The sequence below is a fragment of the Agromyces sp. Marseille-P2726 genome (assembly GCF_902809835.1).
Lineage (GTDB): Bacteria > Actinomycetota > Actinomycetes > Actinomycetales > Microbacteriaceae > Agromyces.
The window spans coordinates 31650-55262 of sequence record NZ_CADDWM010000010.1; the positions used below are offsets into that span (position 1 = coordinate 31650).

At 71.8% G+C, this 23613-nt stretch carries 24 protein-coding genes; 14 read left to right on the forward strand and 10 right to left on the reverse strand.

All coding sequences use genetic code 11. The features are described 5' to 3' along the window. Positions 1-4 precede the first annotated feature (4 nt). The 3 genes from HUS56_RS03240 to HUS56_RS03250 are packed head-to-tail and all read left to right on the forward strand — an operon-like array spanning position 5 to position 2514. On the forward strand, positions 5-847 hold the full coding sequence (locus HUS56_RS03240) for an ADP/ATP-dependent (S)-NAD(P)H-hydrate dehydratase (protein ID WP_173921958.1): 843 nt from the start codon (positions 5-7) through the stop codon (positions 845-847). A gap of 24 nt (positions 848-871) precedes the next feature. After that, positions 872-2176, forward strand: coding sequence for a glycosyltransferase 87 family protein (locus HUS56_RS03245; protein WP_173921959.1), 1305 nt, complete (start codon positions 872-874; stop codon positions 2174-2176). A gap of 17 nt (positions 2177-2193) precedes the next feature. After that, the gene (locus tag HUS56_RS03250; protein ID WP_173921960.1) at positions 2194-2514 is read left to right on the forward strand and encodes a thiamine-binding protein; all 321 of its coding nucleotides are present in this window, start codon (positions 2194-2196) and stop codon (positions 2512-2514) included. A 38-nt stretch (positions 2515-2552) separates the two neighbouring features. Here the strand turns inward: HUS56_RS03250 and HUS56_RS03255 are convergent, their stop codons facing one another. The 6 genes from HUS56_RS03255 to HUS56_RS03280 all read right to left on the reverse strand — a co-directional run bounded on the left by HUS56_RS03255 (position 2553) and on the right by HUS56_RS03280 (position 9623). Then, on the reverse strand, positions 2553-3203 hold the full coding sequence (locus HUS56_RS03255) for a response regulator transcription factor (RefSeq protein WP_173921961.1): 651 nt from the start codon (positions 3201-3203) through the stop codon (positions 2553-2555). Continuing rightward, positions 3204-4472 carry a hypothetical protein gene (locus HUS56_RS03260; protein WP_173921962.1) on the reverse strand — a complete coding sequence of 423 codons (1269 nt, stop codon included), beginning with the start codon at positions 4470-4472 and terminating at the stop codon, positions 3204-3206. Beyond that, positions 4469-5629 (reverse strand): sensor histidine kinase, encoded by a 1161-nt coding sequence (locus HUS56_RS03265; RefSeq protein ID WP_173921963.1) that lies wholly within the window; start codon positions 5627-5629, stop codon positions 4469-4471. Before HUS56_RS03265 ends, HUS56_RS03260 begins: the two co-directional genes overlap by 4 nt. Positions 5630-5724: 95 nt before the next feature. Then, on the reverse strand, positions 5725-6930 hold the full coding sequence (locus HUS56_RS03270) for a homoserine O-acetyltransferase (protein ID WP_173921964.1): 1206 nt from the start codon (positions 6928-6930) through the stop codon (positions 5725-5727). 111 nt (positions 6931-7041) lie between these two features. Next, complete coding sequence (locus HUS56_RS03275; protein ID WP_173921965.1) at positions 7042-8367, reverse strand: bifunctional o-acetylhomoserine/o-acetylserine sulfhydrylase; 1326 nt, start codon at positions 8365-8367, stop codon at positions 7042-7044. A gap of 113 nt (positions 8368-8480) precedes the next feature. Further along, a complete protein-coding gene (locus HUS56_RS03280; RefSeq protein WP_173921966.1) occupies positions 8481-9623 on the reverse strand; it encodes an acyltransferase family protein in 1143 nt (380 codons plus the stop codon). Between the two features lie 35 nt (positions 9624-9658). Between HUS56_RS03280 and HUS56_RS03285 the strand changes: the two genes are divergently transcribed. The 11 genes from HUS56_RS03285 (at position 9659) to HUS56_RS03335 (ending at position 19895) form a co-directional block, all read left to right on the forward strand. After that, the gene (locus tag HUS56_RS03285; RefSeq protein WP_173921967.1) at positions 9659-10444 is read left to right on the forward strand and encodes an SDR family NAD(P)-dependent oxidoreductase; all 786 of its coding nucleotides are present in this window, start codon (positions 9659-9661) and stop codon (positions 10442-10444) included. Positions 10445-10446: 2 nt separating this feature from the next. Next, entirely contained in the window at positions 10447-11232 is a 786-nt protein-coding gene (locus HUS56_RS03290) for a potassium channel family protein (protein ID WP_173921968.1), read from the forward strand. Between the two features lie 54 nt (positions 11233-11286). Continuing rightward, the gene (locus HUS56_RS03295; RefSeq protein ID WP_173921969.1) at positions 11287-12006 is read left to right on the forward strand and encodes a Type 1 glutamine amidotransferase-like domain-containing protein; all 720 of its coding nucleotides are present in this window, start codon (positions 11287-11289) and stop codon (positions 12004-12006) included. Positions 12007-12008: 2 nt separating this feature from the next. Further along, positions 12009-12701: a uracil-DNA glycosylase gene (locus HUS56_RS03300; protein ID WP_173921970.1), complete on the forward strand. Its 693-nt coding sequence runs from the start codon at positions 12009-12011 to the stop codon at positions 12699-12701. Between the two features lie 64 nt (positions 12702-12765). Continuing rightward, entirely contained in the window at positions 12766-13344 is a 579-nt protein-coding gene (locus HUS56_RS03305; protein WP_173921971.1) for a GNAT family N-acetyltransferase, read from the forward strand. A 53-nt stretch (positions 13345-13397) separates the two neighbouring features. Then, positions 13398-14822, forward strand: coding sequence for an amidase (locus HUS56_RS03310; RefSeq protein ID WP_173921972.1), 1425 nt, complete (start codon positions 13398-13400; stop codon positions 14820-14822). A gap of 73 nt (positions 14823-14895) precedes the next feature. After that, positions 14896-15858, forward strand: coding sequence for a siderophore-interacting protein (locus tag HUS56_RS03315; protein WP_173921973.1), 963 nt, complete (start codon positions 14896-14898; stop codon positions 15856-15858). Between the two features lie 5 nt (positions 15859-15863). After that, entirely contained in the window at positions 15864-16943 is a 1080-nt protein-coding gene (locus tag HUS56_RS03320) for an iron ABC transporter permease (RefSeq protein ID WP_254431261.1), read from the forward strand. 14 nt (positions 16944-16957) lie between these two features. Continuing rightward, positions 16958-18022 carry an iron chelate uptake ABC transporter family permease subunit gene (locus tag HUS56_RS03325; RefSeq protein ID WP_173921974.1) on the forward strand — a complete coding sequence of 355 codons (1065 nt, stop codon included), beginning with the start codon at positions 16958-16960 and terminating at the stop codon, positions 18020-18022. Then, positions 18019-18825 (forward strand): ABC transporter ATP-binding protein, encoded by an 807-nt coding sequence (locus HUS56_RS03330; RefSeq protein WP_173921975.1) that lies wholly within the window; start codon positions 18019-18021, stop codon positions 18823-18825. The genes HUS56_RS03325 and HUS56_RS03330 overlap by 4 nt, the downstream gene beginning before the upstream one ends. 50 nt (positions 18826-18875) lie before the next feature. Next, positions 18876-19895 (forward strand): iron-siderophore ABC transporter substrate-binding protein, encoded by a 1020-nt coding sequence (locus HUS56_RS03335; protein WP_173921976.1) that lies wholly within the window; start codon positions 18876-18878, stop codon positions 19893-19895. Positions 19896-19898: 3 nt separating this feature from the next. Here HUS56_RS03335 and HUS56_RS03340 read toward each other — a convergent pair whose 3' ends face one another. The 4 genes from HUS56_RS03340 to HUS56_RS17220 form a co-directional block, all read right to left on the reverse strand. Next, positions 19899-20345 carry a Fe-S oxidoreductase gene (locus tag HUS56_RS03340; protein WP_173921977.1) on the reverse strand — a complete coding sequence of 149 codons (447 nt, stop codon included), beginning with the start codon at positions 20343-20345 and terminating at the stop codon, positions 19899-19901. Then, positions 20342-21784 carry an NAD(P)/FAD-dependent oxidoreductase gene (locus HUS56_RS03345; protein WP_254431262.1) on the reverse strand — a complete coding sequence of 481 codons (1443 nt, stop codon included), beginning with the start codon at positions 21782-21784 and terminating at the stop codon, positions 20342-20344. Before HUS56_RS03345 ends, HUS56_RS03340 begins: the two co-directional genes overlap by 4 nt. 84 nt (positions 21785-21868) lie before the next feature. Next, complete coding sequence (locus tag HUS56_RS03350) at positions 21869-22759, reverse strand: arginase family protein (RefSeq protein ID WP_173921979.1); 891 nt, start codon at positions 22757-22759, stop codon at positions 21869-21871. 73 nt (positions 22760-22832) lie between these two features. Further along, complete coding sequence (locus HUS56_RS17220; RefSeq protein ID WP_254431263.1) at positions 22833-23528, reverse strand: DnaJ family molecular chaperone; 696 nt, start codon at positions 23526-23528, stop codon at positions 22833-22835. Between the last annotated feature and the right edge of the window lie 85 nt (positions 23529-23613).

Consider the following 23613-nt stretch of genomic DNA (forward strand, 5'->3'; position numbering starts at 1 on the left):
GAGCATGGCGGGCTGGCGGGAGTGGACGGCGGACGACGCATCCGAGTGGATCGCCGCACCCGCGGCGGGCGACGACAAGTACTCGCGAGGCGTGCTCGGAGTCGTGTGCGGATCCTCGGAGTACCCGGGTGCGGCCGTCCTCAGCGTCGAGGCGGCCCATCGTGCCGGCGTCGGGATGGTGCGCTACACCGGACCGCGCGCCCTTCGACAGGCGGTGCTCGCCAGGCGCCCCGAGACCGTGACGGTGGCGGGGCGGGGGCAGGCCCGGCTCATCGGGGCGGGCATCGACCAGGGGCGTCGCTCGTTCGTGCTGCTCGGCGACCTCGGTCACGCGCTCGCGGCCGGCGTTCCGGTGGTGCTCGATGCGGGCGCCCTCGACCTCGTCGGCACGCACTCGGCGCCGACGGTCATCACCCCGCACGCCCGCGAGCTCACATCCCTGCTCGTCGCGAGGGAGATCTCGACGAGCCTCGCCCAGGTGCGCGAGGACCCCGCAAGGTGGGCCGAGCGTGCCGCCGTCGAACTGGGCGTCGCCGTGCTCCTGAAGGGCGCCGTCACCCACGTCTGCGACCCCTCGGGCCATCGGTACACCGTGACCGCACCCACGCACTGGCTCGCCACCGCCGGCACCGGTGACGTACTGGGCGGCATCCTCGGGGCGCTCGCCGCCACGCACCACGAGCGACTCGCGGTCGAGGCGCCGGCCCTGACCGCGCTCGCCGCCACGGCGGCCTGGGTGCACGGACAGGCTGCCCGGCGCGCGAGTGCGGACGCGGGCGGCGGCCCCGTCACGGCACTCGACATCGCGGCACGGGTTCCGCACGTGGTGGGCACCCTCATCGCCTGATGACGCTCGGATAGGCTCGTCGTCATGGCGATGCGGGACGTGCGCGAGACCTCCTCGCCGCCGACCTCCATCGGCCGCATCCTCGCTGGGCGCGCCGCCCTGTGGACGGCATTCGTGCTCGTGCACGGTGGGCTCGTGGCCCTGAACATCTGGGGCCAGGGGTGGCCCCTCGGCGACGTCGTGTCGGTCTACCGGGTGTGGGCCGAGAACGCGGCCGACGGGTACGTCCGCATGGGCATCGATGTCCCCTGGGTGTACCCGATCCTCGCGTTCGCGCCCATGGCCGCGTCGCTCGCCTTCGGCGGGGCCGCGTACGGCCTCACCTGGCTCGGCATCATGGTCGTTCTCGACGCGATCGCGTTCGCCATCCTGCTGGGTCGGCGCACGCTGTCACGCACTCGGCGCATCGCCGCCTGGTGGTGGCTGGCATTCCTCGGCCTGCTCGGCCCCATCGCCATCGCACGTATCGACGCCGTCACGGTGCCGCTCGCCATCACCGGACTGATCTGGGCCGTCGGCCGGCCTCGGGTGGCCGCCGCGCTCCTCACCGTCGGTGCCTGGGTGAAGGTCTGGCCGGCCGCGCTCGTCGCGGCGCTCCTCGTCTCGTCCCGGCGTCGCGTCGAGGTCGCCATCATCGCCGCGGCGCTGAGCTTCGGCATCCTCGTGGTCAGCCTCCTGGCCGGCTCGGGACTGAACGCGTTCGGCTTCATCGCCGAGCAGGCGGGGCGGGGTCTGCAGATCGAGGCGCCGCTCGCGGTCGCCTGGCTCTGGCAGATGGTCGGCAGCGCCGAGGGCGTCGAGATCGTGTACGACCGCGACATCCTGACGTTCCAGATCCAAGCACCAGGGGCGGATGTCGCGGCCGCACTCACCACTCCACTGATGATCGTGGGCGTCGCTGCGGTTCTGCTCATCGGCGTCCGCACCGCGCGGCGGGGTGCGCCCATCGGCCGCCTGCTCCCGCCGCTCGCCCTGTCGCTCACCGTCGTGCTGATGCTCGCGAACAAGGTCGGTTCCCCCCAGTTCACCGCATGGCTCGCCGCGCCCGTCATCCTCGGGCTCGTGCTGCGACCGAGGCGCTACCCGGTTCCCGCCGCGATCGCCGCGGCGATCGCGGCGCTCACGCACGTCATCTACCCGTACTGGTACGGGTGGCTCCTCGCCGCACATCCGGGCTTCGTGCTCGTCGTCACAGTGAAGGCCGTGCTCCTGGTCGTCCTGCTCGGCTGGGGCATCCACGCCGTCTGGCAGGCTGGAGGCAGCCGTGCGTCGACGGGTCGCGTGCCCTCGACCGCGTCACGGCATCGGCAGACGGAGTCGGCCGACTGAAGCTCGAGGAGGAACTCATGCTGGTGGCATTCTCGGTCGCCCCGAGCGGGACGGGTCGCGCCGACGACTCCGTGCACGACGCGGTGGCGGCCGCCGTGAGGATCGTCCGGAATTCGGGCCTCCCGAACCGGACGACGTCGATGTTCACCGAGATCGAGGGCGAGTGGGACGAGGTCTTCGACGTGATCCGCAGGGCGACGGAGGCCGTGGGCGCGTACGGCTCCCGGGTGTCGCTCGTGCTGAAGGCCGACATCCGCCCGGGCCGCGCGGGTGAGCTCGACGGCAAGGTCGAGCGGCTGGAGGCCGGGCTCGGCGACGGCGGCGACGGCCACGCCTAGCGGCTCGAGCCACGAATGGTGACCGCCGCGGCATCCGCTCAGTCGGACTGCAGCAGGATGCCGTCGAGGATCGCGCGCTTGCGCAGCGCCACCTTCGTGCCCACGTCGTACCCCGCGACGCGGTACTTCTCGCGGATGCGCTTGAGGTAGCTCTTCGCCGTCTCTTCGGAGATGCCCAGCTGGAACGCGACCGCCTTGACGGGTTGGCCCGCACCGTAGAGCGCCATCACGCGACGTTCCTGCGCCGACAGCTTCGGCACCGTGCCCTCGTCGGCGAGTGCCACGGCGAGTTCGGGCGTGAGGTACGACTCGCCGCCGCGCGCGGCGCGGATCGCCTCGACGATGTTCTCGACCGGCTCGGACTTCACGAGGTATCCGAGCGCACCGGCCCCGAGCGCCTCGCGCACGACAGCCGGTTCCGAGTAGGTGCTCATGAGCATGGTCTGGACGCCGGCCGACTTCAGCATCGACAGCTTGAGCGAGATGGGGATGTTGTCGCGCAGATCGAGATCGAGCAGCACGACGTCGACCGGGAACTCGGGATGGGCGAGGAGCTCGGACCATGATGGCACTGCCGCGACCAGATCGATGTCGGATGCCGAGCCTCGAAGCCATTCCGACAGCGCTCCGAGAAGCATGCGGTGGTCGTCGACGATCGCCAGGCGGATCGGTGCCGCGGTGTCAGCCATTCAGCCTCTCCTCGATCGGGCGGCCCCACGGGCCACGGGGCTGCCGACGTGGAGATGCGGATCCACCCGGCAGGCGATGTCGATCCGGAAGCTGTCGGCCCCCGTCACGACGTCGTGAACTCCGACACTACCGATAGCGTCCCACGTCGCCGGGTCGACGCGACGGCGTGGGAGGCCGAAAACCTCGATCGACATGTCGAATCCGGTCACCTTGCCCTCGAACTCATCCATCGTCTCGCGGCATTCGACGGTGACCGAGCGTGGCACGAGGGATCGCTTCGACCGCTCGGCGGCCACGAGCAGCCACAGCGCGAGGAGGAGACCGTCGCGCTGTTCCTGGGAGAGGAGCCCGGCGCATCCGGCCGGATCCTCCACCGTCACCCGGTCGCTGAGGTAGGCGGACTCGGTCACTGCGTGGCGGAGCCACGTGTCGGTGCGCCCCTCGATGAGCCGCACGCGAAGGCGAGCCGCGAGCGACGCAGCGGTCTCGGCAGCCTCGGGCGGCAGCGGGATCGCGATGCGCCCGGACCCGACGCCGTCGAGGAGGGTCTCCGCGTCGAAGTCGAGGCGGGCGAGCTCCTCCGAGGCCCGCATGCCGACCGCGGAACGCGGGGGGCCGACCGTGCTCTGCACGAGCGAGAGATCGAGTTCGCGGCGCACGAGGCGCCGGAACCCGGCGACGCAGAACAGCGTGAGGAGCACCGGGAAGCAGGCTGTGCCGGCCACGGCCACGGCCGCGACCGTGTACGCGCCGGCGGCTGCGGCCTGCACCACGGCTTCGACGACGAGCACCCCCGCGATGGCGATGGAGACCGCGGGTGGGATCCGGGTGCCGCGAATCGCTGTGACGGGCATGAGCACGGCGCCGGCTGCGGCTCCGGCCGTCGGCATCACGCCGAACTCGAGGAGCCCGGCCGTCGCCGCGACGTCGAGCCACACGGGCAGGACGAGGGAGAAGAGCAGCATGACGTAGAGCCAGTCGGGCAGCGTCCGCGAGATGGATCGCGAGATCACGCCGACGCCGACGATGACGCCGAGCGCGATCCATGCAGGCCACGGCCCCGGTCCGGGCCGATAGAACTCGGCCAGCGCCAGGGCGTGCAGGAAGTGGGCGAGCACGATGCAGGCCGCCGCGATCGTGATGCCGGTGGCGAGCCGACGCCCCCCGTGGCTCTCGCGGACGTCGCCGGCCGCGCGCGCCGAGCGCGACGGCCGTCGGAACATCCGCCCGCGCCGGGTGGAGGCCTCGTCGACCGCCCGCTCGATCACGGTTTCGGCACCTCCAGCATCACGGTGGTCCCCGAACCGGGCGAGGAGAAGATGCGTGCTCGGCCGCCGACGGTGTGGAGACGACCGACGACGGATTCGGCGTACCCGAGCCGAGCCCCGTCGACCGAGTCGGGTTCGAAGCCCGACCCGGCGTCGGTGACCATCGCGCGCACGGTGTGGTCGTCGTCCGTCACGGTGACATCCGCCTCGTTCACTCCCGAGTGACGACGCACGTTCTCGAGGCACTCGCCCAGCGCCCCGAGGAGTGCGTCGAGGGTCTCGCGCGGCAGAGCGAGCTGGCCCGCCCCGTGCCAGTTCACGTCGAGCCCCATGCGCGCGAACCGCTGGCGCACCGACTCGAACGTCGTGCTCAGCACCTCGTCATCGGATTCGGGAGAGAAGATCGCCGTCGACCCGGCGTCGAGCGGGGCGCCGAGTCGCAGTTGGCGCAGCAGCCGCGCGTCGTCGCCGGCCTGCTGGCGCAGGGCGCTGGGCCCGACGCCGACACCCGAGTGCGCGAGCAGCGAGAGCGTCGCCAGCACGGTGTCGTGGAGCACCCGGGCATCCTGGCGCTGCTGCGCCTCGAGCTCGCTCGCGAGCCGCTCTGCTTCGTGCGCGCGGCCCACCTCGTCGATCCGGTCCATCGCGTCGGCGATCGCGCGGTCGGTCCAGATCCCGAGGGCCACGCACGCCGCCCAGCCGGCCGCCGTCGCGACCGCCACCGCGCGGAGATCGTTCCCGCCGACGGCTGCGGTGATCCAGACTGAGATGATCACGGCGAACGCCAGCCCCGTGACGAGGAGCAGCCCCCTCGGGCGCACCACGAGCGAGATCCCCACGGCGGCCGACGTGACTCCGCCCGAGACGGCCATCGCCGTCACGGTGGCCGCGTCGACGGTCGGCGAAATGCCCAGGGTCACGATCAACGCGATGGCGCCGGCGACGACGCCCAGCGCCGGTACCAGTGCGCCCCGGGCGCTGTGCAGGCCCACGAGCGCGCCGACCGCGATGCTGAGCAGGGCGCCGATGGCCAGCCCGATCGGGCGTACCGCCCCGGGCACCATCAGGCAGACGAGGGCACCGGCCGCGCCGACGAGACCGGTGACACGCGCAAGCCTGCGGAGCAGCCGGTCGCGTTCCTTGTGGATGCGCTTCACTCCACCACCTCGAGGCCCGGACACCTTACACGCAGGTGCCGTTCCTTGGAAACTGTAGCGGAGACGGTGCGGATGTCGATTGCCGAGCGTCGAGCTCAGGCGTCCAGGAGCGCTCGGAGGGCGTCCCCGACGATCGCGTGCTCGATGAGGAACGCGTCGTGGCCGTACTCGGAACGGACGAGGAATGGCTCGGGCCCGTGCACGCTGCGGCGCAGTCTGGCAGCGATGTCCCGCTGTCCATCGAGCGGGAAGTACCGGTCGCTGTCGATGCCCAGGACGAGGCTCCTGGCCTCGATGCCGTCGAGTGCGGCCGCGACGCCTCCGCGCCCACGGCCGATGTCGTGCGAGTTCATCGCCTCCGTGAGCACGAGGTAGCTGTTGGCGTCGAACCGGCGCGTGAACTTGTTGCCGTGGAAGTCGAGGTACGACTCCACGGCGAATCTCCCGCCGCCGCCGAGCGGGTCGAGGCCGCTCTGCCAGCTGCGCTCGAACCTCTGGTTCAGCTCGATGGCGGATCGGTAGTTGAGCATCGCCATGCGACGCGCGAGTGCCAACCCACGGGTCGGACCCTCGCCGTCGGGCAGGTCGTAGTAGTCACCGCCGCGGAACCCCGGATCGATTCGGATCGCCTCGAGTTGCACGGAGTTCTGCGCCACCTGGTCGGCGGTGGCGGCAGCGGGTGCGGCCAGCACGGCGATGCGCTCGACCGCCTCGGGGGCCATGATCGCCCACTCGAGCACGTGCATCGCGCCCATCGACCCGCCCACGACGGCGACGAACCGGTCGATGCCGAGCGCGCGTGCGAAGGCGAGCTGCGCGCGGACCTGGTCGCGAATGGTGAGGAACGGGAATCGCGCGCCCCACTCCACCCCGTCGGGGGCGACGGACGCGGGACCAGTCGACCCCTGGCATCCGCCGAGCACGTTCGGGGCGACCACGAAGTACCGGTCGGTGTCGATGGCGAGTCCCGGTCCGACGACCCCCGGCCACCACCCGGAGGTCGCGTGTCCGCGGCCTGCCGGGCCGATGACATGGCTGTCGCCCGTGAGGGCGTGCAGCACCAGGATGGCGTTGTCTCGCGCGGGCGAGAGCTCGCCCCAGGTCTCGTACGCGATCCTCGCCTTGGGAATGACCGCCCCCGACTCCAGCGCCACGTCGCCGATCGCTGCGAAGCGTCGGTCGCCCACCGGGTCGCCCTCGCGCCAGGCGCCGGTGGCAGGCGGTCTCCCGACGAGCGACAGCGCCCGTGCCTCGGGGACGATCCCCGCGGGCACCGCGTCGGCCGTCGTCTGCCAGTCCATACCTCGATTCTCGCGAACCCGGCACGGGCGCACCCGATTGTTACGAGGGCCGGAACGACGGATGCCGCGAGGGCGTGCGCCCCGCGGCATCCGTCACCTGCGGTCGGGTTCTCAGACCCTGGTCGCCTCGGCGGCCACCCTCGCTGCGGTGAGCCCCGCCTCGAGGTCGGCCTTCAGGTCGTCGATGTTCTCGATGCCGACCGACAGGCGCACGAGGCCGGGCGTCACGCCGGCCGTGAGCTGCTGCTCGGGCGTGAGCTGCGAGTGCGTGGTCGACGCGGGGTGGATGACGAGTGAGCGCACATCGCCGATGTTGGCCAAGTGGCTGAACAGCGCCAGATTGTCGACGAGCGCTCGACCGGCGTCGACGCCGCCCTTCAGCTCGAACGAGAGGACCGCGCCCACTCCCTTCGGGGCATAGGCGTTCGCGGCCGCGTACCACGGGCTGGAGGGGAGCCCGGAGTAGTTCACGCTGGCGACGTCGGGGTGGTTCTCGAGCCACTCCGCGATCTCCTGCGCGTTCTGCACGTGCCGCTCGACGCGCAGGGAGAGCGTCTCGATCCCCTGGAGCAGCAGCCACGCGCTATTCGGAGAGATCGCCGACCCGAGGTCGCGCAGCAGCTGCACCCGGGCCTTGATGATGTAGGCGAGCCCGTCTCCGACGGCCGCGGTGTAGCTCGCGCCGTGGTACGACGGGTCGGGCTCGGTGAGGCCCGGGAACCGCTCGACGTTCTTCGACCACGGGAATGCGCCCCCGTCGACGATGACCCCGCCGATGGTCGTGCCGTGGCCGCCGAGGAACTTCGTCGCGGAGTGCACCACGATGTCGGCGCCGTGCTCGAAGGGTCGGATCAGGAAGGGCGTCGCGATCGTGTTGTCGACGATGAGCGGCACGCCACCGTCGTGCGCGACGTCGGCGACGAGCCGGATGTCGAGCACGTTGATCTTCGGGTTGCCGATGGTCTCGGCGAACAGCAGCTTGGTGTTGGGGCGGATCGCGCGGCGCCACTCCTCGGCGTCGTCCTGGTTCTCGACGAACGTGGTCTCGATGCCGAGCTTCGCGAGCGTGTACTTGAAGAGGTTGTAGGTGCCGCCGTAGATCGACGACGAGGAGACGATGTGGTCGCCGGCCTGGGCGATGTTCAGCACGGCGAACGTGGTCGCCGACTGTCCCGAGGCGAGGAGGAGGGCACCGGTGCCGCCCTCGAGCGCGGCGACGCGCTCCTCGACGACGGCCTGCGTCGGGTTCTGGATGCGCGTGTAGATGTTGCCGAACTCGGCGAGCGCGAACAGGTTCTTGGCGTGCTCGGCATTGTCGAAGACGTAGGAGGGGGTCTGGTAGATCGGCGTGGCACGGGCGTTGGTCGCCGGGTCGGGTGCGGCGCCTGAGTGCACCTGCTTCGTCTCGAATCGCCAGTCGGCGGCGTTCTCGCTCATGAGGTCTCCTTCTCGGGGTCGGATGTGCGGACCCGCCGCAACGCCAGCCACGCTACGTCCGGTGCGGTCGGCGGGCAACGCGCCCCGACACACGACGTAATCGTGCGGAGGGGTCAGGAGCGCGGGTCCTGGTCGTCGCCCGGTGGGGGCGATTCCACCGTCGGAAGCGAGTCGTCGGGGAGCACGAGGGTGCCGGTGGCCGTCACGGGATCCGGGCGGAACAGCCAGCGGGCACGCGGCTGCACGAGCGGGCGGAACACGCGTCGCACTGGCTTCAGCGACAGCACGATCGAGATGCCGATGCAGAACACGATCATCGCGGGCAGCACCCAGAACGGCTGGTCGCCGGCGAGCAGGCCGCTCTCCCGGAACGGGTACAGCACGAAGGTGTGCAGGAGGTAGATGTACATGGTGGCGGCGCCGAACGGCGTGAACCAGTGCACGCCGCGCGGCATGAGGGTGAGGAACGCAACCGTCAGGGCCATGGCGGACAGCAGCATCAGGAGTCGGATGGCGCCCGACCACGGCTCGTCGTAGCCGATCGCCTCGTACGACTCGTCGTACAGCATGAAGCGCCGCAGTCGCAGGTCGCGCCAGGTCTCGATCGCGGTCGGCATGACGATGCTCACGGCGGCGAAGACGGCGATCGCGCCGGCGCGCCATCGCCAGGCGATGCGCGCGGGCAGGTCGAGCCAGCGCCCCGTGAGCTTCCACTGCCGCAGCTTCCACCCGAACACGAAGAAGGGCAGCATGCCGAACGTGCGCGAGAGCGCGAGGGTGGAGTCGATGGTCTCCGTGTAGCCCGCGGCGATCGAGATCAGGACGGCGATCACGAGGGGATACCGCAGCAGCACCAGGTAGGGGAGCACGATGCGCCACACGGCCAGTGCGATGAGGAACCAGAGGGTCCACGACGCGGTCGTGTAGTCGAGGTCGAACGAGCGCCCGAGTGCCCAGCGGATGACGGTCCAGATCGTCTCGAAGATGAAGTAGGGGAAGACGATGTCGGTCAGGATCTGTCGTAGCGCCCGGGCGGTCGGCGGCCCCGACTTCGCGAAGTAGCCGGCGACGGTGACGAACACCGCCACGTGGAACGAATAGATGAACAGGTAGACGCTGTAGGCCGCATTGTCCTCGCCGATGAGGGGGAGGATGCCGTGCCCGATGACGACGAGGGTGATCGCGATCCAGCGGGCGTTGTCCCACATGGGTACCCGCCGGCGCATCGGAGTCCCTGCTTTCGGCACCGTCTCCATCGCACCATTCAACCGCAGCGCGGCAGAATGGGCGCATGGATGGGCTGCGGGCGGTCGTGACGGGCGCGAGTTCGGGCATCGGCGAGGCGACAGTGCGGTTGCTCCGCAGTGAGGGCTGGGATGTCGTGGGCGTCGCCCGGCGCGAGGAGCGCCTGCGAAGGCTCGCCGATGAGACCGGGGCATCCTTCTTCGTCGCAGATCTCACGCAGCAGGCCGACGTCGATGCCCTTCGCGACCACCTCGCCGAGAGCGGGCCGGTGCACGCACTCGTCAACAACGCCGGCGGCGCGAAGGGCGTCGACACGGTGGAGGCGTCCTCGATCGAGGACTGGGCGTGGATGCTCGAGGTCAACGTGCTCGCCCTCAAGCGGGTCACGAGCGCACTGCTGCCCCTGCTCCGGCGCGGCGCGACCGCCCGAGGCGTGGCCGACATCGTGAACGTCACCTCGATCGCCGGGCACGTGGCGTACCCGGGAGGGGGCGGATACAACGCCGCGAAGTTCGCCGCGCACGCGCTCACGGAGGTGCTGCGACTCGAGCTGAACGGCGAACCCATCCGAGTGGTCGAGGTCGCACCCGGCATGGTGCGCACCGACGAGTTCGCGCTGGTGCGCTTCGGAGGCGATCGCGCTCGTGCCGACGCCGTCTACGAGGGCGTGCCGGAGCCCCTCGTCGCCGAGGACATCGCGGGCGTCATCGTCGACGCGATGCTGAAGCCCCGGCACGTCGACCTCGATCTCATCGTCGTCAAGCCCGTCGCGCAGGCGGCTCCCCACCGGGTCGCGAAGGGCGAACTCCGAGTCCGCGAGAGTGGCGACTGACCGTGGTCGCGACGGACCCGGCCACGCCGACCGCTCCGGCGCCCGCGCCCGCGCGCGAACGCTGGGAACGTCGCACCTCGACGCTGCTGGCGGTACTCGGGGTCATCTTCATCGTCCTGTACTCGTTCGTGGTGCTCGCGCCCGAGTTCCTCACCGACGACCTCCCGTCGTGGGCCACGACATCGATCGTCGTGCTGCTCATCGTGGTGTGGGTCGCATTCATCATCGACGTCGTCGTGCGCGTCCTCCTCACGCCGCGAGGCGCTCGGTGGTCGTTCATCTGGCGGCATCCGATCGATGTGCTGTCGGCGGTCATCCCCCTGTTCCGGGCGCTGCGCGTGGTGCAACTCCTCCGGGAGGTGCCCTATCTCCAGCGGCGCACGGGCGCGGCCGTCCGCACGACCATCGTCACCTTCGCACTCAGCTACGCGACGGTGTTCGTCTACTTCATCTCGCTCGCGACGCTCGCCGCCGAGCGCGACGCACCGGGCGCGACCATCACGAGCTTCGGCGACGCAGTCTGGTGGGCCGTCGTCACGATCGCCACCGTGGGGTACGGCGACATGGTGCCGATCACGATCCCCGGCCGGCTGTATGCGGTCATCCTGATGGCCGGCGGAATCGCGATCGTCGGTGTCGCCTCGGCGACGGTCATCTCGTTCATCAACGAGCGTGTCGGCGCCGCACGCCGCCGCGGCGACGAACGGGGTGGTGCACCACATCCTCCGCTCGAGCAGCCGCGCCTCGAGGAGCCTCGCGAGGAACCCCCGGCCACCGGCAGCCTGTGACAGCCGTTGCCGCGGATACGCTGTCGTGATGGACTTCCACACCGAGGACGCGACGTGAGCGTCCACCTCGTGGGCGGCGGCTGGGCCGACGAACCCGACGGGGCGGTCTACACGGCGTTCATCGCCGAGGCCGCGACGCGCGCCGCGGCATCCGCTCGACCGATCCCGCGGATCGCGGTGATCGCCGTCCGAGACGGTGACGAGCTCGAGCACGCCGCCCGCCTGGTCGCAGCCGCCCTGCCCGGCGGGGAGTTCGAGGCGCACGTCACCGCCGTTCCGCTGACCGGGCCGGTGCCGGCGACGGCGTTCGCCGACGTCGACGGCATCCTCGTCGGCGGCGGTCTGACCCCCATCTACCGGGACCTGCTGGAGCCGCACTTCGGCGAGCTTCGGCGACAGGTCGCGGCCGGCGTTCCGTACCTCGGGTTCTCGGCGGGCGCGGCGATCGCCGCCGACACCGCGCTCGTCGGCGGCTGGCGGATCGGAGAGGTGCCGGTGGCGCCCGAGGAGTCGTCAGAGGAGCTCGACGAGGTGACCGTCGCGGCCGGAATCGGGCTGATCGACGTCGCCGTCGACGTCCACGTCGCGCAGTGGGGCACGCTCACGCGCCTGGTCGCCGCGGTCGAGGCGGGGCTGGTCGAGGGCGGGCTCGGCATCGACGAGCACACCGTGCTCATCGTCGGAGACGGTGGATTCACGGTCACCGGGCGCGGCAGCGTCTGGCGCGTGCTTCCGTCGGAGCAGGGCGTGCTGGTCGGCACGATCGGCGCCTGACGGTGGCGAAGTCCCTCGATGAACTCGCAGCCGACGGGCTCATCGACCCGTCATGGGCGGGCGCGCTCCGACCCGTCGGCCCTCGCATCGCGGAACTCGGCGACTTCCTGCGAGCCGAGACCGCAGCCGGTCGCGGGTACCTCCCGCGGGGCGATCGGGTGCTCCGCGCCTTCGGTTCGCCCCTCGACGACGTGCGCGTGCTGATCGTCGGACAGGACCCGTACCCGACGCCGGGGCATCCGATCGGCCTCTCCTTCGCCGTCGACCCGCAGGTCCGGCCGGTGCCGCGCAGCCTCGCCAACATCTACCGGGAGCTCGCCGACGATCTCGGGGTGCCGATCCCGACGCACGGCGACCTCACCTCGTGGAGCCGGAACGGCATCATGCTGCTGAACCGCGTGCTCACGGTGCGCCCGGGCGCTCCCGCCTCGCACCGCGGTCGAGGATGGGAGCAGGTCACCGACCATGCCATCCGCACGCTCGTCGCACGCGGCGGGCCGCTCGTGGCCATCCTGTGGGGACGCGACGCGCAGAGCCTGAAGCCCCTGCTCGACGGCACGCCGACGATCGAGTCGGTGCACCCGAGCCCGCTCTCGGCGAGCCGGGGCTTCTTCGGATCCCGTCCGTTCAGCCGGGCGAACGCGCTGCTCGCGGCGCAGGGCGGCGAACCCGTGGACTGGCGGCTGCCCGGCTGAGCAGCGAACCCTCGGCATGCCGGCGCGACATCCGCCCGCAACACTGGGGAGGTACGCTGTCGCCATGCTCGAGGAGGAATACCAGGAACGCCGGGTGCTGCCACGGCACCTGCGCACACCCGAGCCGCCCGAGCCCCCGTTCGAGTTCGCGATCCGCGACGCGCGACCGGCCGACCTTCCCGCGGTGCGGGAGATCTACAACCACTACGTCGCGAACTCGACGGTGACCTTCGACGAGGACGCGATGAGCCTTCGCGAGTGGAGGTCGAAGTTCGCCTACCTCGACCGCCTCGGCATGCCGTTCCTCGTGGCCGAATCACCACGCGGCCAATTGCTCGGCTATGCGCTCGTCTCCCCGTGGAAGCAGAAGCGGGCCTATCGCTACACCGTCGAGAACTCGATCTACCTCGGTCCGGCGGCCTCGGGCAAGGGCCTCGGCACGGCGCTCCTCGCCGAGCTCATCGCCCGGTCGAAGGCTGCCGGGCTGAAAGAGATGATCGCCGTCATCGCCGACCAGGGCGCCGACGCGTCGATCGCGCTGCATGAGCGGTTCGGGTTCGTCGAGATCGGGCGAATGGGCCGGGTCGGCTTCAAGTTCGATCGCTGGCTGGGCACCGTGCTGCTGCAGAAGTCGTTGAAATAGCCGAGGGATGCCGCGGCGCGGCGTGCCGGGCCACCCGCCCGTAGGCTTCAGTCATGACCGAGCTGCACGAGTACACTGCCCTCGAGCTCCACCAGCTGCTCCAGCGTCGCGAGGTGACGCCGGTCGAGGTCGCCGCGCACTACCTCGGTCGGATCGAGCGGCTCGATCCCGCGATCGGCGCGTTCGCCACCGTCACGCGCGACGCCGCCCTCGAGCGCGCCCGGTTCGTCGAGGACCAGGTGCCGACGGCGGCGCCGCTCTGGGGCATGCCGCTCGCCGACAAGGACCTGCACCGGCGTGCGGGCGTTCCGGCACGGTTCGGCTCGCGGGCGTTCACGGACTTCGTTCCGGATGACTCCGACGAGATGGTGCTCGCGGTCGACGCGGCTGGGGCGGTCAGCCTCGGCAAGACGGCGACGCCCGAGTTCGGGCTGCCGTCGTACACGGAGGGGCTCGCCGGACCGCCCACCCGTAATCCCTGGGATCCGTCCCTCGGCGCCGGCGGGTCGAGCGGCGGTGCGGCGGCCGCGGTCGCGTCGGGGATGCTGCCATTCGCCCCCGGCTCCGACGGCGGCGGCTCGATCCGCATCCCGGCCGCCGCGTGCGGGCTCGTGGGCGTCAAGCCGTCACGGGGGCGGGTGCCGGCCGGGTCGGGACTCGCCGGTCTCGCGGGGCTGGGCGTCTCGGGGCCGCTCGCGCGGAACGTCGCCGACGCCGCCCTGCTCCTCGACGGCATGATCGCGCCCACCGGCTACCCGCCCGCGCATCGGTTCGCGGTGCGCGCCCCGGGCGACGACGGACCGTACCTGGGTGCGGCGATCCGTGGCGAGGGGCGATTCCAGCTCGGGGTCATGACCGACTCCCCGTGGGACGATGCCTACGAGATCGTGCTCGCCCCCGAAGCACGCGCGGCACTCGACACCGCGATCGAGGCCTTGGAGCGCCTCGGCCACGGAGTGGAGGCGATGGCACCGGCACCCGAGCCCGACTACCCAGCGGCGTTCCGCACGATCTGGCAGTCGGGCGCCTCCACCATCCCGGTCGATGCCGAGGCCGAGGCGCTCCTCGAGCCGCTCACGCGCTGGCTCATCGAGCGCGGTCGAGGGGTGCGGGCGCAACAGCTCGCCGAAGCCCTCGAGTGGCTCACCGGCTTCGAGGAGCGCGTCATCCGCCGGTTCGCCCCCTTCGACGCCGTGGTCACCCCTGCGCTCGCCCTCACGCCGCGTCCGGTCGGCTGGTACGACGCTCATGACGGCGAACGCAACTTCGCGCAGCAGGTGCAGTACACGCCCTACACGTCGTTCGTGAACGTCGCGGGTCTGCCGGCCATCACCGTTCCCGTCGAGGAGACCGCGGAGGGCGCGCCGATGGGCGTGCAGCTCATCGGTCGACCCGGCGGGGAGCCGACGCTGTTCGCGATCGCCGCGCAGCTCGAGCGTCGGGTTCGTCGGCGCCACCGGCATCCGCCGAACTGGTGACCGACGCCCGCGGCCGGATCCGTGTTCGGTGTTCGGTGTTCGTCGCCGTCCGGGGGTATGCGACACTTAGGTAATGCTTACCTCACTCGCCCGGAGCGCACTGCGCGAACGCCCCGCCTATCGCAGCTTCCGAGTCGAGGTCGCCCGGGTCGAACGCCTTGCGCCGCACTTCACGAGCATCACCTTCGTGGGTGACGACCTCGACGGCTTCGGCACGGCCGGGCTCGACCAGCGGGTGAAGGTCGTGCTGCCGCTGCCCGAGGTCGGGTTCGACTCGTTCCCCGAGGTGGAGGACTGGTACACGGCCTGGCGCGAGCTGCCCGCCGAACGGCGCAACCCGTTCCGCACGTACACCGTGCGGGCCGTGCGCCCCGAGCTGCGCGAGGTCGACATCGTGTTCGTCGCCCACGGCGATGCCGGCCCCGCTTCGGCGTGGGCGGCCACCGCGGCGCCGGGCGACGAGATCGTGCTCATCGGTCCCGATGAGTTGAGTCCGGGCCGCACGGTCGGCATCGACTGGCGCCCCGGCGACGTCGAGATGTTCGTGCTCGCCGGCGACGAGCCGGCTGCCCCGGCGATCGCATCCATCCTGGAGTCGTTGCCGGCCGATGCGCGTGGCGTCGCGATCACCGAGGTGCCCTCCCGTGGCGCCCGGCTCGAGGTCGACGCTCCCGCCGGCGTCGAGGTGCGCTGGCTTCCGCGCGACGAGTCGGGGTGCTCGCACGGCGCGCGCCTCGTGCCGGCGGTGCGCGACTGGGTGGTGCGCCACCTCGCGGGGCGCGGGCTCGAGCGCGGCACCGACGAACAGCGCGCCGCCGCCGCCCTTGCCGCGGCCGAGCTGGGCGACCTGCCCGACACCCCGCTCTGGGACGTGCCCGCGGGGCACAGCCTCGACGGCGACTGCTACGCCTGGCTCGCGGGCGAGGCATCCGCCATCACCACCCTCCGCCGCTTCCTCGTGCGCGAGGCGGGCCTCGACCGCCGCCAGGTCGCCTTCATGGGCTACTGGCGGATGGGCCGCGCCGAGCTCGACTGACCGAGGTGATCGAGCGGATGTCGCGTGGCGCGACGGTGGCGCCGCCGACGCGTGCCCGTGGCGACCGCACTGGGCGACGCACCTCACCCGCGCTCGTGCTGGGCGTCGCGGTCCTCGTGCTCGCCGTCGTGGTCGTGGCGAGCCTCGCCATCGGCACGCGGAACGTGCCCTTCGATGTCGTGCTCGGGTCGTTCACGTCGCCGGTGCCCCGAGATGCCGACCAGGTCGTGGTGCGCGACCTGCGGCTTCCGCGTGCGGTGATCGGCGTCATGGCCGGCGCCGCGCTCGGCGTGGTGGCCGCGCTCCTGCAGGGTGCCGCCCGCAACCCCCTCGCCGACCCGGGGCTGCTCGGCATCAACGCGGGCGCATCGCTCGCGGTCGCGACCGCCATCGCGTTCCTGGGCGTCTCGTCGCCGTTCGGCTTCATCTGGTTCGCATTCGGCGGGGCCGCGCTCGCCGCGGCGATCGTCTTCGCCATCGGCTCCACGGGCGGGAGCGGCGCGAGCCCGGCCAAGCTCGCACTCACCGGAGCCGCGCTCACCGCGGCGACCACCCCGCTCATCACCCTCCTGCTCATCCAGGACGAGGGCACGCTCTCGCAGTACCGGTTCTGGTCGGTGGGCTCGCTGTCGGGCCGCGGGCTCGACACGGCCGCCGTGCTCTGGCCGTTCCTCCTCGTCGGGCTGGCACTCGCGGCATGGACGTCGGGCCGCCTGAACCTGCTCGCCCTCGGCGACGACGTGGCACGCGGACTCGGGGTTCGCCTCGGCGCCACGCGAGTGGTCACGGCGGTGGCGGTCATCGTGCTGGCGGGCACCGCGACCTCCCTGGCGGGCCCGATCGCTCTCCTCGGCCTCGCGGTCGCGCACGCCGCACGGGGGCTCATCGGCACCGACTACCGCTGGCTCACCCCGCTCGCGGGCGTCATCGGCGCCACCGTGCTGCTCACGGCCGACGTGATCGGCCGCCTCGTCGTCGCGCCCGCGGAGTTGGAGGCGGGCATCGTCGCGGCGGTCGTCGGCGCGCCGGTGCTCATCGCGCTCGTGCGCCGTTCGAAGGCGGCGGCGCTCGGAGGGCGATCGTGATCGCGGGTCACGCAATGGCGCGAGGCACGACCTTCGACGGGCGCCTGGCCGAGGTCGCGACCCGGGTCGCAGTCGGCCGTGCGCGCCGGCGCCGGCGCGAGGCATCCGTGCTGCTCGTGACGGCGCTCGTGGCGCTCGTCGCCGCGACCGCGTCGCTCCTCCTCGGCGCCGCAGGCCTCACGCCGGGCGACGTGCTGGCCGCGCTGGTCGGCCAGGGCTCGCCCAAGGCGGAGTTCGTCATCGTGCGCCTTCGGCTGCCGCGGGTGCTCGCAGCCGTCATCGCGGGATCGGCCCTCGGGCTCGGCGGTGCACTGTTCCAGACCACGCTCCGCAATCCGCTGGCGAGCCCCGACATTCTCGGTGTCACGGGCGGTGCGAGCCTCGCCGCAGTGGGCTCGATGCTCCTGCTGGGACTCGAGGGCCCGGCCGTCTCGCTCGCCGCCTTCGCCGGCGCGCTCGGGGTGGCTGCGCTCATGTGGGGTCTCGCCTGGCGCGGCGGACTGACCGGCATCCGTTTCGTGCTCGTCGGCATCGGACTCGCCTCCATCGTCGGCGGTCTGCTCGGCTGGCTCATCACGCGTGCCGACGTGCGGGAGGCATCCGAGGCGCTCGTCTGGATGGTCGGGGGGATCGCCTCGATCGCCTGGCCCGAGCTCGCCACAGCGGGCGGCGCGGTGGCGGTGCTGCTGGTGCTCACCGCGCTGTTCTCACCACGGATGCCGCTGCTCGCCCTCTCCGACGACAGCGCGCGATCGCTCGGGGTCGGCACCACAGGCGCCCGCGCCGTGGCGATCACGCTCGGTGTCGCGCTCGTCGCCGCCGCGACGGCACTGGCCGGACCCATCGCCTTCGTCGCCCTTGTGGCTGCGCCCATCGCTCGGGCGCTCGTGGGTCACGGACAGGCGGCGCTCGCGGCATCCGCCGTGATCGGCTCGACCATCGTGCTCGTCGCCGACCTCGTCGCCCAGCACGCCTTCGTCGGCACGGCCGTGCCCGTCGGCATCGTCACGGGGCTGATCGGTGCCCCGTACCTGCTCTGGCTCATCGCGAGGGGCAACCGGAAAGGATCGGACGGATGACGCAGCAAGCCGCTCAGACGCTGCGTGCCGAGTCGCTCAGGCTCGCGTACGACGGTCGGGTCGTCATCGACGGCCTGGACCTCGAGATTCCCGAGGGACGCATCACCGCGATCGTCGGCCCCAATGCCAGTGGCAAGTCGACCCTGCTTCGCGGACTCGCACGCCTCATGCGTCCCGAGGCCGGTCGCGTGACGCTCGACGGGCGAGACGTCCGTTCCTTCGCGCCTCGCGAGTTCGCGCGGCGCGTTGCGGTGCTCCCGCAGCAGCCCGTGGCGCCCGACGGAGTGCTCGTCGCCGAACTCGTCGCGCGGGGCCGTCACCCGCACCGAGGGTGGTTCGGCGGTCGGTCGAGCGACGACGACCGCGTCGTCGCCGAGGTGCTCGAAGCGACGGGCACGGCCGATCTCGCCGATCGTGCCGTGTCCGAGCTCTCGGGCGGCCAACGGCAGCGCGTCTGGATCGCCATGGCGCTGGCGCAGCGCGCCGGCATCGTGCTCCTCGACGAGCCCACGAGCTTCCTCGACGTGAGCCACCAGCTCGAGCTGCTCGACCTGCTCACGGAGTCGAACCGCCAGCTCGGCACGACGGTCGTGATGGTGCTCCACGAGCTGAACCTCGCGGCACGCTACGCCGATCACCTGGTCGTCGTCGACGGCGGACGAATCGCGGCGGCGGGGGAGCCGTCGGCGGTGCTGACGGCCGAGACGGTCGGTGCGGCATTCGAGCTCGATTGCGTGGTCACGGAGGACCCGATCGCGGGTTCTCCGATGGTCGTTCCGATCGGACGGTTTCATCGCACCTGACTCTTAGGTTAGGCTGCCCTTACTTTCCTGACTCCATCGAAAGGGAGTTCATGCACGCTCGACGCACCATCGCCCTCCTCGCCGCCGCGGCCGCGGCCGCCCTCACGCTCGCCGGCTGTTCGACGGCCGGATCCGAGGGCGCGGAATCGTCGGCTGCATCCGACGGCACGTTCCCGGTCACGATCGAGCACGCGTTCGGCGAGACCGAGGTCCCCGCGGCGCCCGAGCGCGTCGCGACCTGGGGCTGGGGGAGCACCGAGGCCGCGCTTGCGATGGGTGTCGTGCCGGTGGCGATCGCCCAGCAGTCGTACGGCGCGAACGACGAAGGCGTGCTGCCCTGGGTGGCCGAGAAGCTCGACGAACTGGGCGAGGAAACCCCCGCCATCCTCACCGACGACGGCGAGGCACCGCCCTACGAGGAGATCGTCGAGGCGGCGCCCGACGTCATCCTCGCCCCCTACTCGGGCATCACCGAGGAGCAGTACGAGCTCCTGAGCGAGATCGCGCCGACGGTCGCCTACCCCGACGAGGCGTGGACCACCCCGTGGCGCGAGACCGTCACGATCGTCGGCACGGCACTCGGCAAGGCCGACGAGGCGCAAGGCGTGCTCGACGACCTCGATGCGGAGCTGGCCGCCCAGGCCGAGGCGCACCCCGAGCTCGAGGGACTGACGGTCGCCGCGGTGTGGGACTCCGCCGGCACGTTCTACGTCTACACACCCGAGGACTCGCGCGTGGAGTTCCTGTCGGCACTCGGCCTCGACGACGCCCCGGCCGTCGCAGATCTCGCCAACGGCGAGTCCCCCTTCTTCTACACGCTGTCGTACGAGCAGCTCGACCAGCTCGACAGCGACCTCCTCATCAGCTACCACGACACGCAGGCCGAGGCCGATGCATTCCTCGCCTCGGCGCCCATCCAGGCCATCCCCGCTGTCGCGAACGGACGGGTGGCCCAGGTCGTCGGCACCGAGCTCATCGCCGCCGTGTCTCCGCCCACGGCGCTGTCGCTGACCTACGGTCTCGACGAGCTGGTCGCGTCGCTCTCGGCAGCAGCACGACCTGCGAGCTGACGCTCACGCGCCGTCGGGCTCGACGACCTCGGCCGGTCGGGATGCCGCAGTACGCGGCGTCCGGGCCGGTCGGCGTCTGGGGAGGTATCCGCCGGCTTCGAGGCCGGCTTCGATCTCGAAGCGGTTCCGCAACGGGTTGCGCCCGGCGAACAGGTACAGCACGGGGAACAGCATGCCGTACTTCTCCCACTGCGCCTTGTGCACCATCTCGTGGCCCAGCACGACGTCGCCGTCGTTGCGATCGGTGAGATAGCAGCCGCCGACACAGGAACCACCGCGCCCGAAGGTCCACTTCGGCATGCCGGTGAAGACGATGAGACCGTGCCGTCGCCGCACCGGGCCCGTACTCCAGAGCAGCCCCCAGGTGAACCCGACGGCCGTCGCGTACCAGTATCCCGCCCGACTGATGGGGGAGTCCGTGAGCCGGATGCGCAGGGTGCGGTCGCTCATGCCACCGCCTCGGGGCGGCCGAGGTTCTCGAGCAGGCGGAGCCACACCTCGCTCATGGTGGGGAAGGACGGCACGGCGTGCCACAGTCGATCGACCGGCACCTCGCCGACGATGGCGATGGTCGCTGCATGCAGCAACTCCTGCACGTCCTGGCCGACGAAGGTGGCGCCGATCACGACGCCCCGCTCGGCGTCGATCACGAGTCGCGCCCGGCCCTCGTACCCGTCCGCGAGGATCCCCGCTCCGCTCGCGGACTGCATGGGAACGTCGGCGATCCGGATGTCGCGCCCGGCCTCTTCCGCGGCGGCCTGCGAGAGCCCCACCGACACGACCTCGGGGTCGGCGAATACGACCTGCGGCACGGCGTGATGGTCGGCGGTCGCGACGTGCACGCCCCACGGGGACGCGTCGACCGAGCCGCCGTTCGCCCGCGCGGCGATCACGTCGCCGGCGGCACGACCCTGGTACTTGCCCTGGTGGGTGAGGAGTGCGCGGTGGTTCACGTCGCCGGTCGCGTACAGCCAGTCGCCGTCACCGTCGGCGTCGGGGACCAGCAGCGTGTCGTCGACCTCGAGCCACGCGCCGGGCTCGAGTCCGACGGTCTCGAGCCCGAGCGTGTCCGTTCGGGGCTTCCGGCCCGTGGCGACGAGCACCTCGTCGGCCGTGACGGTCGAGTCGTCGTCGAGCGTGATCACCACGTTTCCCGCCGGGGTGCGTTCCACGCGCGTCGGCTGCGCGCCGAGTCGTACGGCGGCGCCCAGACGACGGAGCCCGGCTTCGACCGCTTCGCCGGCGAACGGCTCGTACCTGCCGAGCAGCCGGCTCCGCGCGATGACGGTCACCTCGGTGCCGAAGCCCGCGAAGGCGGTCGCCATCTCGGCGGCCACCACCCCGCCGCCGATGATGGCGAGCCGGGCGGGCGGGCGCTTCACGCCGGTCGCGTCGCGGTTCGTCCACGGCTCGGCCTCGGCAAGGCCGTCGATCGCCGGCAGGACCGGATCCGATCCCGTCGATACGACGACGGCGTGCCGTGCGACCAGGGTCGCCTGCGTTCCGTCGGTGCGCTCGACGACGACGCGCCGCGGTCCGTCGAGTCGACCGTGGCCGCGTTCGAGCCCGATGCCGGCTCGCGCGAGCCATCCGGCCTCGCCGCTGTCGTTCCAGCCGTTGACCCACTCGTCGCGCCGTCGCAGCACCGCCTCGACGTCGAGCGCGCCGGTCACCGCCTCGGCAGCCCCGGGCACGCGCCGCGCAGCGCGGAGCGCGGCCGCGCTTCGGAGCAGCGTCTTCGACGGAATGCACGCCCAGTACGAGCACTCGCCACCGACGAGCTCGTGTTCGACGACCACGACGTCGAGCCCGCCGGCCTTCGCTCGATCCGCCACGTTCTGGCCGACGGGTCCGGCACCCAGCACCACGACGTCGACTCCGCGCTCCACGCCGCCTCCCTTCCGAGGACCCGGCCGCCGCCGGACGTTCGGCTCCCAGCCTAGGCTCGCGGGTGCCTGCCGTCGCATCCGCGCTCAGCCGGCGATGGCGTCAGGACCGTGGGATGCCGCAGCGCCGGCGTCGCTGTTCGCGTGCGACGTGAGCGCGGCCACCAGCCGCAGGATCGTCGGCAGGTCGTCTTCGGCGGCCGTGGGCGAGCTCGGCGCGAATCCGGCGATGGAGGCCCCGGCGAGTGGGAACCGGGCGACGACCTCGCGCACCAGCGCCGCGAGCGTCGGGGCATCGACGCCGAAGGGCATCGGATACGAGAGGCCGGTGAGCGCGGCGGGATCCAGCACGTCGAGGTCGATGTGCACGTAGACCCGCGAGGCGCCGGTGGCTTCGAGCGCGCCGATGACCACGGTGGGATCGGAGAGGTCCTCGACGGTCAGTACCGTGACCTCGTGCTCGTCGATGAACTGCTGCTCGTCGTCGTCGATCGCGCGGGTGCCGCCGAGCACGATCCTGCCGGGCTCGACCCGCGTCTCCGCTTTGAGAGCGAGTCCCTCGGCACCGTCGCCGGCGATCGCTCGCAGCGTCATTCCGCCGAACCCGCCCGACGGCGAGGACTCGGGGCTGTTGAGGTCGGGGTGGGCGTCGAGCCACAGCACGGCGAGGTCGCCCGAGGTCAGCTTCGAGGCGTGGGCGACGGCCGCGACGGAGACGCCGCAGTCGCCGCCGATCGTGATCGCCGTGCCCGGCGCCTGGGCGAGTGCCTCCTCGGTGCGTTCGCGGACGCGACGGACCGCGCTGTACCGGCGTACGCCCGTGCCGAGCGCGTCGCCCGCCTCGACCGGCACCTCCACGAGAACGGTCGCCGACGCGGGGAGGTCGCCGAACACCGCGATGGCGCCGTCGGCGAGGCTCATGGCACGTGAGGAGACGGAACCCTGCCACTGGGGCACGACGACGAAGGTTGCGGACATGCCTCACAGTATTGCGCGCGAGAGGATGCTCGGAAAGCACGGATCATCGTCGGATCCGGGTCGGATCTCCGACTCAGGGAGGCGGCGGGAGCCGGACGAGCCCGCTCTGCACGGCCAGCCCCAGCGACGCGATGAGCATGCCGCCGAGGCCGAGCAGACCGACGATGGTCGTGTCGATGACGACGGCGATCGCGCTGAGCCCGAGCAGCACGAGCGTGGTCACCCAGACCCACCGTCGTCGCGTCAGCGCCGTGGCGAGGGCGAATCCCACCAGCAGGACGAGTCGTGGCCACCAGTCCACCCAGGTGTAGACCGGTCCGCTCGAGAACGACAGGGCGGCACCGATGGTCATGAGCAGGGCCCAGCTCAGGAACAGCGGCCAGCTGAATCGCGGAACGACCGAGCCGAACGCCGCAGGCGGCGGTGCCGGCATCGATGGGGCCGGGGCCGATCGAGCCGGGCCCGATGGCGTCGAGGGCCCTCGCTCGGGGAAGGCCGGGCCCGGTTCGGCCGGTTCGGCCGGCATCGCGTGCGCGGTCTCGGGCGCGTGACCCCGGGGCGCGCGCAGCCGCGACACGGCCAGCAGCGTCTCGTGGGCGCGCATGACCACGACGAAGCGCTCGTTCGCCGCTCGGATCTCGTCGGCGGGTCGGCCGGCGAAGCGGTCGGGATGCAGATCGCGTGCCAGCCGTCGGTACGCTCGGTCGATCTCGGAGGGAGTGGCCTCCTGCGGGACTCCGAGTACCGCTGCGGCCTCCTCGGGAGTCATGTGCCACACCGTACCCGTTCGCCCGACCGGGGAAAAGGGAGGGGCCGGGCCGCACGATGGTTCATGCGGCGCGGCCCCGGGGCAT

Excerpts from the sequence above, each read along its gene's own strand:
- HUS56_RS03310 (WP_173921972.1), top strand. The coding sequence starts at position 13,398 with ATGACCGAGCTGCACGAGTACACTGCCCTCGAGCTCCACCAGCTGCTC.
- HUS56_RS17220 (WP_254431263.1), bottom strand. The coding sequence starts at position 23,528 with ATGACTCCCGAGGAGGCCGCAGCGGTACTCGGAGTCCCGCAGGAGGCC.
- HUS56_RS03285 (WP_173921967.1), top strand. The coding sequence starts at position 9,659 with ATGGATGGGCTGCGGGCGGTCGTGACGGGCGCGAGTTCGGGCATCGGC.
- HUS56_RS03315 (WP_173921973.1), top strand. The coding sequence starts at position 14,896 with ATGCTTACCTCACTCGCCCGGAGCGCACTGCGCGAACGCCCCGCCTAT.
- HUS56_RS03250 (WP_173921960.1), top strand. The coding sequence starts at position 2,194 with ATGCTGGTGGCATTCTCGGTCGCCCCGAGCGGGACGGGTCGCGCCGAC.
- HUS56_RS03305 (WP_173921971.1), top strand. The coding sequence starts at position 12,766 with ATGCTCGAGGAGGAATACCAGGAACGCCGGGTGCTGCCACGGCACCTG.
- HUS56_RS03245 (WP_173921959.1), top strand. The coding sequence starts at position 872 with ATGGCGATGCGGGACGTGCGCGAGACCTCCTCGCCGCCGACCTCCATC.
- HUS56_RS03330 (WP_173921975.1), top strand. The coding sequence starts at position 18,019 with ATGACGCAGCAAGCCGCTCAGACGCTGCGTGCCGAGTCGCTCAGGCTC.
- HUS56_RS03335 (WP_173921976.1), top strand. The coding sequence starts at position 18,876 with ATGCACGCTCGACGCACCATCGCCCTCCTCGCCGCCGCGGCCGCGGCC.
- HUS56_RS03340 (WP_173921977.1), bottom strand. The coding sequence starts at position 20,345 with ATGAGCGACCGCACCCTGCGCATCCGGCTCACGGACTCCCCCATCAGT.
- HUS56_RS03255 (WP_173921961.1), bottom strand. The coding sequence starts at position 3,203 with ATGGCTGACACCGCGGCACCGATCCGCCTGGCGATCGTCGACGACCAC.
- HUS56_RS03275 (WP_173921965.1), bottom strand. The coding sequence starts at position 8,367 with ATGAGCGAGAACGCCGCCGACTGGCGATTCGAGACGAAGCAGGTGCAC.
- HUS56_RS03270 (WP_173921964.1), bottom strand. The coding sequence starts at position 6,930 with ATGGACTGGCAGACGACGGCCGACGCGGTGCCCGCGGGGATCGTCCCC.
- HUS56_RS03325 (WP_173921974.1), top strand. The coding sequence starts at position 16,958 with ATGGCGCGAGGCACGACCTTCGACGGGCGCCTGGCCGAGGTCGCGACC.
- HUS56_RS03240 (WP_173921958.1), top strand. The coding sequence starts at position 5 with ATGGCGGGCTGGCGGGAGTGGACGGCGGACGACGCATCCGAGTGGATC.
- HUS56_RS03280 (WP_173921966.1), bottom strand. The coding sequence starts at position 9,623 with ATGGAGACGGTGCCGAAAGCAGGGACTCCGATGCGCCGGCGGGTACCC.
- HUS56_RS03350 (WP_173921979.1), bottom strand. The coding sequence starts at position 22,759 with ATGTCCGCAACCTTCGTCGTCGTGCCCCAGTGGCAGGGTTCCGTCTCC.